The 16,919-nt window shown below is 66.8% G+C and carries 10 protein-coding genes; 3 read left to right on the top strand and 7 right to left on the bottom strand.

Annotated features, from left to right (window positions below; translation table 11 throughout):
* Window positions 1–188 precede the first annotated feature (188 nt).
* A complete protein-coding gene (locus C7449_RS11970; protein WP_108003011.1) occupies window positions 189–5,723 on the top strand; it encodes an apolipoprotein A-IV repeat region-like domain-containing protein in 5,535 nt (1,844 codons plus the stop codon).
* Between the two features lie 102 nt (window positions 5,724–5,825).
* Here the strand turns inward: C7449_RS11970 and C7449_RS11975 are convergent, their stop codons facing one another.
* The 5 genes from C7449_RS11975 to C7449_RS11995 all read right to left on the bottom strand — a co-directional run bounded on the left by C7449_RS11975 (window position 5,826) and on the right by C7449_RS11995 (window position 11,089).
* On the bottom strand, window positions 5,826–6,407 hold the full coding sequence (locus tag C7449_RS11975) for a dienelactone hydrolase family protein (RefSeq protein ID WP_108003012.1): 582 nt from the start codon (window positions 6,405–6,407) through the stop codon (window positions 5,826–5,828).
* A 246-nt stretch (window positions 6,408–6,653) separates the two neighbouring features.
* Window positions 6,654–7,271 (bottom strand): ABC-type transport auxiliary lipoprotein family protein, encoded by a 618-nt coding sequence (locus C7449_RS11980; RefSeq protein ID WP_108003013.1) that lies wholly within the window; start codon window positions 7,269–7,271, stop codon window positions 6,654–6,656.
* A gap of 397 nt (window positions 7,272–7,668) precedes the next feature.
* Complete coding sequence (locus C7449_RS11985; RefSeq protein ID WP_108003014.1) at window positions 7,669–9,039, bottom strand: MlaD family protein; 1,371 nt, start codon at window positions 9,037–9,039, stop codon at window positions 7,669–7,671.
* Window positions 9,040–9,182: 143 nt separating this feature from the next.
* Window positions 9,183–9,980 carry an ABC transporter ATP-binding protein gene (locus tag C7449_RS11990; RefSeq protein ID WP_108003015.1) on the bottom strand — a complete coding sequence of 266 codons (798 nt, stop codon included), beginning with the start codon at window positions 9,978–9,980 and terminating at the stop codon, window positions 9,183–9,185.
* Window positions 9,980–11,089: an ABC transporter permease gene (locus C7449_RS11995; protein ID WP_108003216.1), complete on the bottom strand. Its 1,110-nt coding sequence runs from the start codon at window positions 11,087–11,089 to the stop codon at window positions 9,980–9,982. The genes C7449_RS11990 and C7449_RS11995 overlap by 1 nt, the downstream gene beginning before the upstream one ends.
* Before the next feature lie 187 nt (window positions 11,090–11,276).
* Here C7449_RS11995 and dgcA point away from each other — a divergent pair, with 187 nt between their 5' ends.
* Window positions 11,277–12,260: an N-acetyl-D-Glu racemase DgcA gene (gene dgcA / locus C7449_RS12000; RefSeq protein ID WP_108003016.1), complete on the top strand. Its 984-nt coding sequence runs from the start codon at window positions 11,277–11,279 to the stop codon at window positions 12,258–12,260.
* Here the strand turns inward: dgcA and C7449_RS12005 are convergent.
* Window positions 12,212–13,432 (bottom strand): MFS transporter, encoded by a 1,221-nt coding sequence (locus C7449_RS12005; protein ID WP_108003017.1) that lies wholly within the window; start codon window positions 13,430–13,432, stop codon window positions 12,212–12,214. The two genes, dgcA and C7449_RS12005, sit on opposite strands and share 49 nt — an antisense overlap.
* A 98-nt stretch (window positions 13,433–13,530) precedes the next feature.
* Entirely contained in the window at window positions 13,531–14,328 is a 798-nt protein-coding gene (locus C7449_RS12010; RefSeq protein ID WP_170115875.1) for a UDP-2,3-diacylglucosamine diphosphatase, read from the bottom strand.
* Window positions 14,329–14,596: 268 nt separating this feature from the next.
* Between C7449_RS12010 and C7449_RS12015 the strand changes: the two genes are divergently transcribed.
* Complete coding sequence (locus C7449_RS12015) at window positions 14,597–16,909, top strand: NADP-dependent malic enzyme (RefSeq protein WP_108003019.1); 2,313 nt, start codon at window positions 14,597–14,599, stop codon at window positions 16,907–16,909.
* Window positions 16,910–16,919: the final 10 nt, after the last annotated feature.

The raw sequence follows: 16,919 nt of genomic DNA on the forward strand, positions 1-16,919 counted from the left end.
CGGATCCGAAGGTGTCTGCCTTGCGGATTTCGGACTATCCAGCGCATAGAGTAGGAAGTGGCGGATCCCTTTAGCAGGGCATGATTGGCCTTGCGTACGGCCCGCCACGATCGGAATGATGATACGGTCCCCGGTGCAGGCGGCAGGGGACACGGTCACGTCCGTACAATGTAACGAGGCGTATTCGCATGGCGACGAAGAAAACCACCGAGTCGATCGACGACACCGCATTCCAGGCACTGGAAGAGGCGCTGAAGATCGATTTCGACGATCTCGCACCGGCGCCCCAGGCAAATACCAGCAAGGACACTACGTCGTCCGCCGGCCGCGATGCCGCCGCCAAGCCGGCCGCCGCCCAGACCAAGCCCGAGCGGAAGAGCCCGGCGCCGGAGCCCGCGCCGAAGAGCCAGGCCTTCACGCCCGCCAACGACGCCTCCCGCAAGTCGCCCGCAGCCATCCTGCGCTCCATCGATGTGCGCTCCGGCCGCTCCGCCATCCGCATGGCGGCGCTGCTCTCGGCGCTCTGGGTCATCGGCGGCCTCGGGATCGCCAACCTGCTCTATGCCCCGAAGCTGTGGGAACTCGGTTCGGTCGCCGACCTCGTGGCGCTGCCTGGCGCCATTGCCGTCATCGTCGCCATCGTCATGCCGGTGATGCTGTTCTTCGCCTTCGCAACGATGATCGCCCGCGCGCAGGAACTGCGCAACGCCGCCCGCTCCATGGCAGAGGTCGCCCTTCGTCTTTCCGACCCCGAGACCGTCGCAACCGACCGCATCATGTCGGTTGGCCAGGCGGTTCGCCGCGAGGTCAACGCCATGAACGAAGGCATCGAGCGGACCATCGCCCGGGCCACGGAGCTGGAAACGCTCGTTCATTCCGAAGTGAACGCGCTCGAGCGCAGCTATGCCGACAACGAGATCCGCGTCCGCGCCCTGGTACAGGAGCTCGGGGCCGAGCGTGAGGCGATCGTCAACCATTCCGAGCGCATCCGCACCACCATCTCCAGCGCCAACGAACAGCTGCGCCAGGATCTCGAGCAGGCCGGCGAGACCATCGCCAGCCGCATGGCCACCTCCGGCGAGGCCTTCGCCTCGATGATCGACACCCGCGCCGCCATGCTGATGGAGAAGTCCGACGGGGCGACGCAGACGATCAGCTCGATGCTGACTGCCCGTACCGACTCGCTGCTGTCGATGCTCAACTCCTCCGGTCTTGCGCTCGCAAACGAGTTCGACAACCGGCTGGACAACCTTTCCTCGACCCTCGACAAACAAGGCCAGGCGCTGCTCAAGCAGTTCGAAACGCGCGCCTCCTCGCTCGACGCCAACACCGAAAAGCTCAACGCCGCCCTCAACGAGCGCGCCCGTCAGCTCAACGAGACGCTGATCGCCCGCACCCGCGAGATCAGCGAGAGCCTTTCGATCGGCCAGCAGGCCGTCGCCGGCGGTCTCGAGGACGTCATCCAGACCATGAACGCGACGCTGGATGAGAAGGGCGCGCAGTTCCGCCAGAACCTGAAGAACGCCGTCGACGACACGATCATGGACCTGGACCTGCGTTCCGGCTTCTTTGACGAGAAGCTGCAGGCGACGATCGGCCATGTCGCCGGTGCCTTCGACCAGCGGCTTGCCGATTTCACCGAGGCATTCGACCAGCGCGCCGGCTCGCTCGACACCAAGCTGATGGAGAGCCTCGGCCGCCTGAACGAGACGATCAGCGGCGGCAGCGAAGCAATCGACGGCATCCTCACCACGAGCATCGAGCGGCTGGGTTCCACCCTGACCGACCAGTCCTTCGCGCTCACCACGGCGCTCGGTGCCGGCCAGGAGGCGCTCGAGGGCACGCTGAAGAAGCACGCCGACGCCGTCCGCACCTCCGTGGACGGCGCGCAGGACAAGATGCGCGACGTCATGACGGACGCCCATCAGCGCCTGCACATTTCGCTGCTGGACACCCACGAGAAGATGCAGTCGACGCTCGGCGAGCGCACGACCACTCTGCTCGGTGGCCTGTCGGAAGTACAGGACCGGCTGGAGCGTGGCTTCGGAAGCCGCGCCGACCGTTTCGTCGAGGCCATCGCCGCCACCGAGGAGCGCCTGACGGATGCCCTCGATTCCCGGACATTCGGCTTCGTCGCCAGCCTCGACACCGCACAGACCCGCATGGAAGAGGCGCTTGCCGGCCGTGCCGACGAGATCACCTCTGCAATCGCCGCAAGCCACAGTCGCATCGACGGCGCTCTCTCCGAACGCACGGCCGCCCTCTCCTCCATGTTGAGTGAAAAGGGCGGGACGCTGGAGGCCTCGGTCCGCGACGCTGCCACGCGCGTCGAGACCGTCATCGCCGACGGCACCCAGCAGATCGGCGACATCCTCTCCGGCCAGGTGAGCGAATTTGCCGACGCCTTCTCCGGCCGCGCCGCCGAGATCGCCGGCACGCTGTCGGAGCGCGCCACCGCGCTCGCAACGTCGCTGGTCTCCACCCACGAGCAGATCCGTTCCACGCTGGACGACCGCATCACCGCCATCAACGCCGCGGTGAACGACGGGCGCCAGCAGTTGGCGGAAACCCTCACCGAGCAGGCGACGGCGATGGGCACCTCGATCGCCACCAGCGCGGGCATGCTGGAAATGACCCTCGAACAGCACGAGGAGAGCCTGCGCAAGACGATCGACGGCAGCGCTGCCGCCCTCGACAAGCGCCTGCGCGACAGCACCGGCGCCATCGCCGAACGCCTCGAATCCACCTCGGACGAGATCGCCAAGGTCGCCGATACCTTCGGAAACCGGCTGGACTCGAGCCTGCACGGCGTCGCGGCGCGCCTCGACGGCACCGGCAGCCGGATCGAGAGCAATCTCGGCGCCCTGGAAAGCCGCATCCAGCACAGCGTCGAGCACGTCTCCGGTCTTGTCGACGCCGCCGGCAACCGCATCGCCGACACGCTTTCCGGACGCATCGGCGAACTGGAGCGGGCCGCATCGGACGCCTCGGAGCACATCAGCACGACCGTCGCCGGCAGCATCGGCGATCTGGAACGCGCATCGGCCGCCTCCTCGGATGCCATCAACATGGCGATCTCCAGCAATCTCGATCAGCTCGAGCGGGCCGCCGCCGCCTCGTCCGACGCGATTGGGCTGGCCGTCACCACCAGTGTGGGGGCGCTGGAGGACGTCAGCGATAGCGTGGCCCGCCGCATTTCGGACACGCTGGCCGGCCGGACCGCGGAAATCGATCGCGTCACCGACGAGGCGGCGCACCGCATCGCCGGCACGATCGACGAGCGCACCGACCGCATCGGCGAACGCCTTGCCACCATGGACAAGGCGCTCACGATCGGCCTCGAGAACGTCAACCGCACGATCGACGGCAAGGCCGCCGGCCTTGCGCAGACGCTGCGTGAGGCAGTGACGCAGGCGGCCAAGGACATGGACGCCGAAGCCATCCGCTCGGCCCAGTCGCTCGCCAAGACCGGTGAGGAGTTCGCAAACCTCAGCAACTCCCTGCGCGGCGCGGTTTCCCGTGCGGCCCAGGACATGGGCAGCGAAGCGCAGCGTGCCACCGAGGTGATCGCCAAGGTGGGCTCCGAGTTCACCGAAAGCCTCGCCGCCCGCAACGAGGCCTTCGCCCGCTCGGTCGAGGAAACGACCAGCGCCGTCGTCGGCCGCTTCGCCGAGGTCGAGGGCCGTCTCGAAGGCCACAGCCAGTCGATCCAAAGCGGTCTGTGCGACATCGACAAGGCGCTTGAGGCTCGCGGCTCCGCCATCCGCACGACGCTCGACGAGCGCACCCGCGAGCTCAATTCGATGCTCGCCAGCCGCTCTGCCGAACTGTCGCGGCTGATCGACGAACAGGCACGGCCGCTGATCGACCAGTATGCCGCCACCGGCCGCGACGCCGCCGAGCGCATCACCACGGTAACCCAGGAGAACGTCGATCGGCTGCGCTCCGAGAACGAAGCCCTGCTCGACGCCATTTCGGCCCGCACCAGCGACACGCTCGGCGCCATCGCCAGCCGGACGCAGGAGGCGACCAACGCCCTCGGCCAGGTCGAATCCAGCCTGCAGAACAGCGTCATGAGCCTGATCGACCGCCTGTCGGGCAGCAGCAATGCGATCGCCACCCTCGTCGGCGATGCCTCGGCGAGCCTCGCCAAGGTGGACGAGCAACTGACCGCCTCGACCGAGCGCTTCACGGCCTCCGCCGACATGGTCTCCACCACCTCGCGCCTGCTCGAGGGCAAGATCGACCGCCTGTCGGACATTTCTTCCGGCACGCTGTCGCAGATCGGCGGCATCGTCGGTCGCTTCGAGGAGCATTCCCGGCTGCTGTCGCAGGCCAACGACCTGCTCGGGGCCGCGCAGTCGAACCTGGTCAGCACGCTGGAAGAGCGCCAGGATGCCCTGCGCTCGCTTTCGGTGGGCCTCGTCCAGCGTTCCGAGGACATCGAGAACACCATGCGTTCGCTTGAGAACATGGTCGACGACGCCTTCGCCCGTGCCGAGCAGCGGTCGGGCCAGGTCGCAGCCAACCTGCGCGACGGCATCCAGACCTCCTTCGCCGACGTCGGCCGCCTTCTCGGCGAGACCGAGCAGCGCGCGCAAGCCGCCTCCGCCAGCCTGCGCGAGACGCTTGCCAACGCAGGCGAGGAAGCCGGCCGGGCGGTCGAGGGCGCCTTTGCGAACGCCGAGGAACGCACCCGCGAGGTGGCGAACCGCCTGCGCGGCAGCGTCGGCGCAACGCTGTCCGACGTCGACCGGCTCGTCAGCGAAACCGGCCAGAAGTCGGACGCCGTCACCAAGCAGATGGGCGAGACGCTCCGCCAGGCCGTCGACGAGGCGCTCGGCAAGTTCTCCGGCGCGACGGACGAGATCCGCCGGGCCGCCACCGAGATCCGCCGCGAACTCGACCAGACCCGCACCGAGCTGAAGCGCGGCGCCTTCGACCTGCCGGAAGAGGCCAAGGAGAACGCCGCCAGCATGCGCCGTGCCGTCACCGAGCAGATCAAGGCGCTGCAGGACCTCTCCGACATCATCGGCAAGTCCGCCCACAGCCTCGAAGTGTCGAAGCCGGTCGATTACCGCCCGACCGCCGCCCAGACCGTCGCCCAGGCGATCCAGCAGGTCTCCCAGCCGGCCCAGCCGCGCCAGGAGGACAGCGCCCCCGCACTGCGCGGCACGCTCGGGATCGAGCGCGCTTCGACGCCGCCGAGCCGTGATCCTTCACAGGGCACGCAGGTGACCGAAGCCGGCCGGGCCGGCGAAGGCGGCGGCTGGATGCGCGACCTGCTGCGCGGCGCCTCGCGCGAGGAGCAGCAGTTCGGCCAGCCGCAGCGGACCGAGAGCCAGCCGCAGCGCGCCGCCGACACCCGCAACCCGCACCACGTCGTCGAGTCGCTGAACTCGCTCTCGGTCGACATCGCCAGGGCGATCGATCACGATGCCTCGGTCGACCTGTGGCGCCGCTACCAGCGCGGCGAGCGCGACGTCTTCACCCGTCGCCTCTACACGCTGAAGGGCCAGCAGACCTTCGACGAGATCAAGCGCAAGTATGAGCGTGAGCCGGAGTTCCGCACCGCCGTCGACCGCTACATCGGCGACTTCGAGAAGCTTTTGGCCGACGTTGCCCGCAACGACCGCGACAAGGTGTTGACCCAGTCCTACCTGACCTCCGACACCGGCAAGGTCTACACGATGCTCGCCCACGCGGCAGGCCGCTTCAACTGAAGCGACAGGAAATGAGAATTGAAAGCGGCCGCGAAAGCGGCCGTTTCTGTTTGCGCCCGGTCGCGCCGGTGAGGGTCGCGTCGGTGATCCGGACCTGCAGCGTTAGACCCGATCCAGGAACGCTAGCACGCGGCTGGTAAGGAGCGCGGTCGCATCCGCGTCATAGGACGGCAGCGAACTGTCGGCGAAGTAATGCTGGTCGCCGGGGTAGAGGAACAGCTCCGCGTCCGCGACGTTCTCGACGATCTCGCGGGCGGCGTCGATGTCGCCCTCGCCGACGAAGATCGGGTCGTTGTCCATGCCGTGAACCTGCACCGGAACGCCGGCTGGCCAGGGCCCGATTGCCCATGCGCCACTGATCGGCAGGCAGGCGTTGAAGAGCAATGCGCCGCGAGCACCGGGCCGCGTCTGTGCCAGCTTCTGGGCCGGCAGCACACCGAACGAGAACCCGGCATAGACCAGTCCGGCAGGCAGGTCGTCGCCGATGTGCACACCACGTTCCTGCATGGCGTCGAATCCGACTTCGCCGATGTAGGCGAGCCCCTCGTCGATCGTCTGGAACGTGCGGCCGTCGAACAGGTCCGGGGTGTGCACGATGTGACCGGCGGATCGCAAGTCCCCGGCGAACGCGCGCACGCCCGGGGTCAGCCCCTGTGCGTGATGGAACATCAAGACCTCGGCCATGCGGAACCTCCAATGGTGAGTTTGGTCGGGCGCAGCTTCGGCCACTCTACAGCCTCATTGCCTCACCGGGAACGATGCGGACACTTTGCACGAGTGGCGGCGATGCCGCCCGCCGCTGACGCCATGGTTTTCGGCCTGGTGGACCGCCTCTTTGCTAAAAAGTCGATCGCCGCGCCAAAGGGACAGATGCGTATAGCCGACAGCACCGGATAAGCGAGAATGAGCCGCGGCCGAAATTGGGCGTGGTCAGATCGACTTCAACGTCCAGCCGACGATGTCGGCCGTCACCGTTGCAAAGGCGGCGTCGAGACCGGCGATGAAGGCCGGACCGCCGGAGCCCTTGACCGGCGCGCTAGCGCGGAAGACATGCTGCGCCTTCACCGTGCCGTTGCGGTCGTTGACGATCTTGGCGAAGATCTCCACCACCGCGGTGGCCGGGCCGTTGGTCCGGACCTCGAACGTCCGCAGGGTGGTCACCACCTGGTAGTCGATCGCCAGCCCCTCGCCCGGCTTGCCGACGCCGCCGAGGGCGCCGGTGGTCTCGAAGGCCTGCACCAGCTTCGCCTGGACGATCTTCGGCAGGCTGTCGCTCCACTGGGCGCGTGCGAGATACTGGATTTCCGATGCCGACGTCCGCACCACCACCTGGTCACCGCCAAGCGCCTTGAGCGCCGTCGGTTCGGTCACGAGGATCTGCTTGTGGCGCGCCGATGGCCCAGAAACCATCGGGACCGCGGTGAGGCTGAACGTGTCGTTCACCGCCTTCGTGTTGCCGCAGGCCGAAAGCGCCGACGCGGCCACGACCAAGATCGCGGTCCTTGTCGCCCATCCGTGTCCCTGCCGCGCCATCCCCGCCCCTGCCATGCTGTGCGAATCTCTTTGAGATACAATCTGTAGCAGCGGCCCGCCCGGCTGTCACCGCCGGCTAGGTCCACAACAGGCCGGAACGCCGAACGCTTCCACCGCTGTGGGCTTGCGGCCACAGTGGTTGCCAAATCGCGGAACAGGTTTGGGGAGCGCCGTTCACAAACGGAAATCGATGACGGGATGCGCAGACGAGGCGATCGCGTCTGGCCGGAGCGGATTATCCGCAACACGGACGTTCGAAGGGAAAGATCAAGCTGGCCCGCCGGAGCTGAAGTCGGCAGCCACTTCCCAGACGGCTGCAGCGATAACCTCGCCAGCGCGCTTCGCCAGCCCTTGCGCGGGGACGCGTCGGCTTAGAGCCATCGGAATGGCTTCATGTGAGCCCTTGCTTGCTCTAGCGGCGCGCCCGGCCGTCGTAGGTCTTCACCGTCTCGCCACCGAACAGGAGCCGGCTCGGGTTCTTGTCGAAGTTGGAAATCGTCCCCTGCAAGCTCTGCACCGCCTGCCGCGTCTCGCCGACCAGCGCCTCGACGTCGCGCAGCCCGCCGCCGGAGAAGCGCTGCAGGTTGTCGGCGATCGGGCCGATGCGGGCGTTCAGCGTGTCGGCCGCCTGCTTGAAGGACTGCAGCGTCGCCTTCGCGTCCGCAAACAGCGATGCCGAATCGCCCTTGCCGAGGAAGTCGTCGAGCTTGGCGAGAACGCCGTCGACGCGGCTCGAGGCCGCGTTCAACTTGCTCGCCATCTGCCGGAAATCGGTCAGCGTCTGGTCGATGTCGTCCTTGCGCGCGCCGAGCGTGTCCGCGACGCCCTTGACCGAGGCGACCGCCTTGCGTGCGTCGGCGCTCGCGGCGTTGATGTCGTTGATCGTGAGTTCCACCTTCTGAGCATCGACGGCGGCGATCAGACTGTCGACCTTGTCCAGCGTCGCGGTCGCACTCCTGCCGACCGTCTCGAAGGTTTGCGCCGTCTGCTTGAAGCTTTCGATCGTGCCCTTCACGTCGCCGGACGCCGAAGCAAGGTCGTTGGTCACCTTCTCCACGTTCGAGACGACGCGGTCGACCTTCTTGGCGTCCACGGCCTTCACTAGCGAATCGATCGCCGCCATCGTCGAATCGAGCCGACCCGACAGGCCGGTGAACGTATCGGAAAGGCCTCCGACGCTCTGCAGGAACTTGTCGATATTGCCCGAATTGCGCGTGAGCGCGTCGCTGAATATCTCCGCATTGCGGATCGTGGCCGTCAGCGGTCCGCGTGCATCGGCGACGAAGCCGTGGACCTCGGAGATCGCATCGTCGGCGCGCTTCAGGATCTTGTCGGCGGTGGCCAGAAGGTTGGTCACGCTCGACTGTTCGGCAACGAGCACGGCCGTGCCTTCGGTCTCCAGAGCCTGCTTCAGGATGTTCTTGTCCTCGGTCCTGCCGCCGGAAAGCTCGATATAGGCCGCACCGGTCAGTCCCTGCACTTCGAGCACGGCGGACGTCGACTGCTTCACCGGCGCCTCGGTCGAGACCTCCGTCAGGGCGATCGAGTAGCGCGGGTCGTCGGAATCGATGGCAAGGCTGCGCACCGAGCCGACCGGGATGCCGTTGAAGCGCACCGGTGCGCCGACGCTGAGACCGGCAGCGGAGCCGGGGATGCGGATGGCCAGCGGCGCCATCTCGCCGCTGCGGCCATATTGCGACATCCAGTAGACGAAGCCGAAGGCAGCGGCGATGACGACAAGCGTGAAGAAGCCGACGATCGCGTAGTTGGCCTTTGTTTCCATGTCTTTCCAGTCCATCCGCAACCGTCGGCGCGCCAGCGGCGCATGCCCGACATCCGAAAACCGAGTGCTGTGCCGGGAATCGTACCCGGCCGCAGCGATTCAACCCCACCCCGACGCGTGCGTCCAGCCGAAGTGGTCCCGCCCTACGACCTCACGATCGCACGCGCCCGCTTTCCCTGGAAATAAGACTGCACCCAGGGATCGTCGCAGGCCAGCATGTCCTCGATCGTGCCTTCGACCAGCACCTTCTTGTTTCCGAGCACGGCAATCCGGTCGCAGACCGAAAACAGGCTGTCGAGGTCGTGCGTCACCATATAGACCGTCAGCCCGAGCGTGTCTCGCAACTTGACGATCAGCTCGTCGAACTCGGCCGCGCCGATCGGATCAAGGCCGGATGTCGGCTCGTCGAGGAAGACGAGATCGGGATCGAGCGCCAGCGCGCGTGCCAGCGCCGCCCGCTTGATCATGCCGCCCGACAGCTCCGAGGGGAACTTGTCGGCGGCCTCCGGCGCAAGTCCGACCAGCTCGACCTTCAGGCGCGCAAGCTCGTCCATCATCGACTGCGGCAGGTCGAGATATTCGCGCATCGGTACCTGGATGTTCTCGCGCACCGTTAGCGCCGAGAACAGCGCGCCGTGCTGGAACAGCACGCCCAGGCGCATGTCGAGCGCCACCCGCTCCGCATCGCTGATCCGGTCGAAGTCGGCCCCGAGGATCCTGATGCTCCCGGAGCGGCGCGGCAGCAGCCGCAGCACGGTGCGCATCAGCACCGACTTTCCGGATCCGGAGGCGCCGACGAAGCCCAGTATCTCGCCGCGATAGATGTCGAGGTTGAGCCGGTCGAGCACCAGATGATCGCCGAACCCGACGGTCAGGTCCTTGACCGACAGGACGACCTCCCTGCCCTTTGCCGCACCGCTGTCCATCACCGTCCCGTCCATCAGAAATCGATCGCCGCATAGAACATGGCGAACAGGCCGTCCATCAGGATGACGACGAAGATGGACTTCACGACCGACGTCGTCACATGCCGGCCGAGCGACTCGGCGCTTCCCCCGACCTTCAGCCCCTCCACCGAGGCGACAATGCCGATGACCAGAGCCATGAACGGCGCCTTGATCATCCCCGAGACGATGGTCGAAAGATCGATCGCCTCGCGCAGGCGCGCCATGAAGGTGTCGTAGGTGATGCCCGAATAGGCGTTGGCCACCACAGCTGCGCCGACGAGCGCTGCGAAGTTTGCGATAATGGTCAGAAGCGGCAGGGCGACCGTCAGCGCCACCAGCCGCGGGAACACCAGCACGCCGACCGGCGACAGTCCCATCACCTTCAGCGCGTCGATCTCCTCGCGCATCTTCATCGAGCCGACTTCGGCGGTGATCGCGCTGCCGGATCGGCCGGCGATCATGATGGCCGTCAGCAGCACGCCGATCTCGCGCAACTGCAGGATACCGACCAGGTCGACGACGAACACCTCGGCACCGAAATACCGCAGCTGGAAGGCACCCTGCTGGGCGATGATCGCACCGATCAGGAACGACATCAGCATGATGATCGGCACGGCCTTCACGCCCATCTGATCGATCTGGTTGACGATCGCCGCAGGTGAGACGCCGCTGTGCCGGCCGAGCTTCATCTGCGCGCCGCGCACCGCCGAGCCGAGGATGAACATCGCCGCGATGACGTCGTCCCACGCATCTGCGACGGTCCTGCCGATCGGCGCCAGCAGGCGCACGAGAAGGCTGTCGGCGCGCCGGCCATTCCGCGGCTGCGGCAACTCCTCCGGGAGCGACCGGATCAGGTCCGAGAAGCGGCCCTGCGGGTCGATGAGGCTGATATCTGCGCCCGCCCGCTGCCGCTCGGCGATCGTCTGGCGGATGAGCCAGGCCCCGGCGGTGTCCATGCCTTCGATCGCGCTGAGATCGAGCTGCAGCGGCAGGCTGGACCTGCCGCCTGCCACCGCATCCAGCTTGCTTTTCGCGGCAACCGCGGTCTGCGCCCGCCAGGCCCCGGACAGCCGCCACACCTCGCCGTTCCCCTGCGGGTGCATGGCGACGTCGATTCTAGCGGGTGCGATGGTCACGGAATTCAATTCTGTTGCTCTTCCCGGACGATGCAGGCGAATGTGATAGGAACCGTTGAATGCGACTCATACCGGCTCGGCCGTGATCTGTCACCGACAGAAGCCGGAACCGGGCGCGCATCGGCCCGAAAAACAGCTACGGAGCGGAACGAACATGCGCCGACAACTCGCCTCCTCCACAGAGAGCTTCCCGATCGCGGGCGGTTTTACCATTTCCCGCGGTACGAAGACCGAGGCACGCGTCGTGACCTGCCGAATCACCGCAGGCGGGCGCACCGGCCAGGGCGAATGCGTCCCCTATCCGCGCTACGGCGAATCGGTCGAAAGCGTGCTTGCGGAAATCGCCGCGGCGACAGCGGAAATCGAATCGGGCGCATCGCGCGAGGAGCTGCGCGGCATCATGAAGGCCGGCGCCGCCCGCAGCGCCGTCGACTGCGCCCTGTGGGACCTCGAGGCCAAGCTGTCGGGCGAGCCGGTGTGGTCGCGCATCAATGCCGCCGAACCGGAAGCCCTGACCACCGCCTATACGATCTCGCTCGGCGAGCCGGAGGCAATGGCCGCACAGACATCCCGGCATGCCGACCGGGCGCTGTTGAAGGTCAAGGTCGGCACCGCCGACGACGCCAGCCGCATCCGCGCCGTCCGGTCTGCCGCGCCAAATGCCCGGATCATCCTCGACGCCAACGAGGGATGGACCGCCGAGACGCTTGCCTATCACCTAGCCGTCTGTGCCGAGGCGGGCATCGACCTGATCGAGCAGCCGCTGCCGGCCGGCAAGGACGAGGCGCTGCGGGAGATCGCGCGGATCGTGCCGGTCTGCGCCGACGAGAGCGTTCACCTGGCGTCCGATCTTGCGGCCCTGACCGACCGCTACGATGCCATCAACATCAAGCTGGACAAGGCGGGCGGCCTGACCGAAGCGCTCGACCTGCGCGCCGAGGCGGCCCGCCTCGGGCTGAAGGTCATGGTCGGCTGCATGGTCGGCTCGTCCCTCGCGATGGCTCCGGCGGTGCTGCTGGCACAGGGTGCCGATTTCGTCGACCTCGACGGGCCGCTGCTGCTGGCCCGCGATCGCGAGCCGGCGCTGCGCTACGAGGCCTCGCTGGTGTTTCCCCCGAGCGCGAAGCTCTGGGGTTGAACGCGGCGCGCCAGCACCACCAGCAGCAGCCCCAGCGCCGCCACCGCCGACATGGCATAGAAGCCATCGACGCCGAAAGATTCGAAAAGCCTGCCCGAAAGCAGGGTGGTCAGCGCCATGAAGATGCCGTTGTAGAAGTAGTAGAGGCCCTGCGTGGAGGCCTCCCTGTCTTCGACGACCCGCTCGACAAGCCGTCCCTGCACGCCCACGTGAATGCTCGCGAAGCTGAAGGCGTGCAGGCATTGCAGGGCGAAATAGCCGGCAAAGCCGAGCTCCAGCGGAAAGACGATCCAGCGAAAGACGGCGGCCGAGCACCCGAGCGCGATCATGCTCCACAGACCGATGTACCGCCGCAGGCGGGCGGAAACGATGAAGAACAGGACCTCCGCCGCGACACCGACGCTGAACAGCAGGCCGATCTCCGTCCCCGAGTAGCCCTGCCCGCCCCACAGGATCGCCGAGAAGGCGTAGAACATGCCGTGGCTGGCATTGGCCAATGCCGCCCCGATCAGCATCAGTTGCACATCCGCCCGACCTGTCGTGACGGTGGGGGCGACGACGATAGCGGCGATCGGCGACGGGCGGCGCGGTCTGCCGATGCGCGGCGCGATGAAGGCGGTGAACACCGTCGCGACGAAGCCGACGGTCATCGCCGGCAGCACCATCGCCGCGCCGAAGACGCCCGACAGCCACCCGCCGACCATGGTCGAGGCGATGAAAGCGAGCGAGCCCCAGAAGCGCATGAAGCTGTAGTCGAATTTCCAGCGCCGCACGCCGCTGAGCGCGATCGCATCGGTGATCGGCAGATAGGGGGCATAGGCGATGCCCTGCAGCGTATAAAGAACCAGCACGGGCCAGAAATTCTCGACGAACAGCAGCGCGACGGCCGTCGCCAGCGACATCGTCCCCGACCAGACGAGCACGCTCGCCCGGTCGCCGATCCGGTCGGCGACCATCCCGGCGATCGGCGCGGTGAAGACGCGCACCACCATCGGCACCGCCAGCACCAGGCCGATCTCCCAATCGGCCATCGACAGCGTATCGAGCCAGACGGGGAAGAACGGCAGCGCGATGCCGTTCACCAGCATCGGCGCGCAGAAGACGATAGCCATTCGCAGGACAAAGAGGCGCGGCGGACCACTGGTCACGACCATGCCGTGAGGCGCATGCATGTGTGGAAACCTGAACCGAGGGACACGCACGCCTAGCACGCCGTGAGATGTCCGCCAATCCGCGATTTCTGCTGGTTTTTGCCTTTCGGCTTACCGCGTCAAGCGGCTTCCGGGGCTCGCGCCGAGGCGATCCGGTCGCCCCGGGCGATCGGTATGGGGGCGCGCCAGGCGATCAGTTCCATGGAGCCGTCGAAATGCTCGGCCACGGCCGTGCAGCTTTCCACCCAGTCACCGGTGTTGATGTAGCGGATACCGTCTATGTCCTGGATCACGGCATGATGGATGTGGCCGCAGATCACGCCGTCCGCGTCATGCCGGCGCGCCTCCTCCGCCACCACGTCCTGGAAGGCTCCGATGAAGTTGACGGCGTGCTTGACCTGCAGCTTCGCCCAGGCGGAGAACGACCAATACGGCATCCCGAGCCGTCGCCGCACGCCGGCGAGCACCATGTTGATCGCGATTGCCGCATCATAGGCCCAGTCGCCGAGATAGGCGAGCAGCCGCGCATTGCGCACCACCACGTCGAACTCGTCGCCATGCAGCACCAGGTAGCGCTTGCCATCGGCCGCCACGTGCATGATCTGGTTCGCCACCTCGATGCCGCCGAAGTGCACGCCGGGAAAGTCGCGCAGGAATTCGTCGTGGTTGCCGGGGATGTAGACGATGCGGGTGCCCTTGCGCGCCTTGCGCAGCAGCTTCTGGACGACGTCGTTGCAGTTCTGCGGCCAATACCAGCTGCGCTTCAGCCGCCATCCGTCGACGATGTCGCCGACGAGGACGATGGTCTCCGCCTCGTGGCAGCGCAGGAAGTCGAGGAGGAAGTCGGCCTTTGCCGCCTTCGAGCCGAGGTGGACGTCCGAAAGAAACAGGGTTCTGACGTGGCGTACGTCCGGCATCGTGTCGTTGGCGCTCATCCCGTGGACTCCGGCAATGCTCTTCAGGCGGCAAACCGCGTCTATGGCAAGAACCAGACTCGTGTTTCAGCAGGATGACAGAAGCCGCCGACGTGCCGTTTGCGTTGGCCTGCGGCGGGCGCTCCGGACGATCGGCCCCCGATTGAAGTTGCAACTCCGGCCGATTGGGGCTTTATGGCTTAGGCTTCACGGCGCCGGCCTGGCGTGCGAGAAGATCCGGCGAAGCAAGAACTGATACGGGCGCAAGAACATGACCACGGGCGATAGACCAAAAACCAAACCCCTGCCGCAGAGCGGCGACATCGATCAGCAGGCCCTCTTCTTCCACCGCTATCCCCGCCCCGGAAAGCTTGAGATCCAGCCGACCAAGCCGCTCGGCAACCAGCGCGACCTGGCGCTCGCCTATTCGCCGGGCGTCGCCGCCCCCTGCCTTGCGATCCGCGACGATCCGGCAACGGCGGCCGACTACACGGCGCGCTCCAACCTCGTGGCGGTGATCTCCAACGGCACGGCCGTACTCGGCCTCGGCAACATCGGCCCGCTGGCCTCGAAGCCGGTGATGGAGGGCAAGGCCGTCCTGTTCAAGAAATTCGCCGGCGTCGACGTCTTCGACATCGAGATCGACGCCGCAAGCGTCGACGAGATGGTCAACGTCATTTCCGCCCTCGAGCCCACCTTCGGCGGCATCAACCTGGAAGACATCAAGTCGCCGGAATGCTTCGAGGTCGAGCGCCAACTGCGCGAGAAGATGGACATCCCGGTCTTCCACGACGACCAGCACGGCACCGCGATCATCGTCGCGGCCGCCATCCTCAACGGACTGGAGCTTGCCGGCAAGGACATCGCGAATGCGAAGATCGTCGCCTCCGGCGCCGGTGCAGCAGCCCTTGCCTGCCTCAACCTGCTCGTCACCCTCGGGGCCCGCCGCGAGAACATCTGGGTGCATGACATCGAAGGCCTGGTGTATGAAGGCCGCGAGGCACTGATGGACCAGTGGAAGGCGGTCTACGCGCAACCGACCGACAAGCGCCAGCTGGCGCAGACCATCGACGGCGCCGACGTGTTCCTCGGGCTCTCGGCGGCTGGCGTGCTGAAGCCGGAACTGCTGGCCCGCATGGCCGACAAGCCGCTGATCATGGCGCTCGCCAACCCGACGCCGGAGATCATGCCGGAGGAGGCCCGCGCCGCCCGTCCCGACGCGATGATCTGCACCGGCCGCTCCGACTTCCCCAACCAGGTCAACAACGTCCTCTGCTTCCCCTACATCTTCCGGGGCGCGCTCGATTGCGGCGCCCGCACGATCAACGAGGAGATGAAGATGGCGGCGGTTCGGGCGATCGCAGCCCTGGCGCGCGAAGAGGTCTCCGACGTCGCCGCCCGCGCCTATAGCGGCGACACACCCACCTTCGGACCGAACTACCTGATCCCCTCGCCGTTCGACCCACGCCTGATCCTGCGCATCGCCCCGGCCGTGGCGCGGGCCGCTGCCGAAAGCGGCGTCGCCAGCCGGCCGATCGCCGATTTCGACGCCTATCTCGACCAGCTGAACCGCTTCGTCTGGCGCTCCGGCTTCATCATGAAGCCGATCTTCGCCGCCGCGAAGAAGGCCGGCATGAAGCGCGTGATCTTCGCGGAGGGCGAGGACGAACGGGTGCTGCGCGCCGCACAGGTGCTGCTCGAGGAAAGCACCGCCCAGCCGATCCTGATCGGCCGCCCGCAGATCATCGAGACCCGGCTGAAGCGCTACGGCCTGCGCATCCGCCCCGCGCAGGACTTCGAAGTCATCAATCCCGAGGACGATCCGCGCTACCGCGACTATGTCGACGACTACTTCAAGCTCGTCGGCCGGCAGGGCGTGACCCCGGAAGCCGCCCGCACCATCGTGCGCACGAACCAGACGGTGATCGGCGCGCTCGCGGTGCACCGCGGTGAGGCCGATGCGCTGATCTGCGGCGTCGAGGGCCGCTATGCCAAGCACCTGCGCGACGTGCGCCAGATCATCGGCCTGCGCGACGGCGTGACCGATTTTTCGGCGCTGAGCCTGCTGATCTCGCAGCGGGGCGCCACCTTCTTCACCGACACCTACGTCAACTTCGACCCGACGGCGGAGGAAGTCGCGCAGATGACGGTGATGGCCGCCAAGGAAATCCGCCGCTTCGGCATCACGCCGCGCGCGGCGCTCGTCTCGCACTCCAATTTCGGCTCGCGCGATTCCGTCAGCGCCTTCAAGATGCGCAAGGCCATTTCCCTGGTGCGCGAGATGGCGCCGGATCTCGAGGCCGACGGCGAGATGCACGGCGATTCGGCGATCTCCGAGGCGCTGCGCCAGCGCGTCATGCCGAGCAGCACCCTGACCGGCGAGGCGAACCTGCTGGTGTTTCCGAACCTCGACGCGGCCAACATCACGCTCGGCGTTCTCAAGACCATGACGGACGGCCTGCACGTCGGGCCGATCCTGCTCGGTGCGGCAATGCCGGCGCACATCCTGTCGCCCTCGGTGACGTCGCGCGGCGTGGTGAACATGGCAGCGCTTGCGGTTGTGCAAGCCTCCTACCCGAGCTGACGCAACGCCA

Source organism: Mycoplana dimorpha, from assembly GCF_003046475.1.
GTDB classification, from domain to species: Bacteria; Pseudomonadota; Alphaproteobacteria; order Rhizobiales; family Rhizobiaceae; genus Mycoplana; species Mycoplana dimorpha.

What these genes read in the sequence shown, in the direction of transcription:
- C7449_RS11970 (WP_108003011.1), top strand. Translation starts at nt 189, where the DNA reads ATGGCGACGAAGAAAACCACCGAGTCGATCGACGACACCGCATTCCAG.
- C7449_RS11975 (WP_108003012.1), bottom strand. Translation starts at nt 6,407, where the DNA reads ATGGCCGAGGTCTTGATGTTCCATCACGCACAGGGGCTGACCCCGGGC.
- C7449_RS11980 (WP_108003013.1), bottom strand. Translation starts at nt 7,271, where the DNA reads ATGGCAGGGGCGGGGATGGCGCGGCAGGGACACGGATGGGCGACAAGG.
- C7449_RS11985 (WP_108003014.1), bottom strand. Translation starts at nt 9,039, where the DNA reads ATGGAAACAAAGGCCAACTACGCGATCGTCGGCTTCTTCACGCTTGTC.
- C7449_RS11990 (WP_108003015.1), bottom strand. Translation starts at nt 9,980, where the DNA reads ATGGACGGGACGGTGATGGACAGCGGTGCGGCAAAGGGCAGGGAGGTC.
- C7449_RS11995 (WP_108003216.1), bottom strand. Translation starts at nt 11,089, where the DNA reads ATGCACCCGCAGGGGAACGGCGAGGTGTGGCGGCTGTCCGGGGCCTGG.
- dgcA (WP_108003016.1), top strand. Translation starts at nt 11,277, where the DNA reads ATGCGCCGACAACTCGCCTCCTCCACAGAGAGCTTCCCGATCGCGGGC.
- C7449_RS12005 (WP_108003017.1), bottom strand. Translation starts at nt 13,432, where the DNA reads ATGCATGCGCCTCACGGCATGGTCGTGACCAGTGGTCCGCCGCGCCTC.
- C7449_RS12010 (WP_170115875.1), bottom strand. Translation starts at nt 14,328, where the DNA reads ATGCCGGACGTACGCCACGTCAGAACCCTGTTTCTTTCGGACGTCCAC.
- C7449_RS12015 (WP_108003019.1), top strand. Translation starts at nt 14,597, where the DNA reads ATGACCACGGGCGATAGACCAAAAACCAAACCCCTGCCGCAGAGCGGC.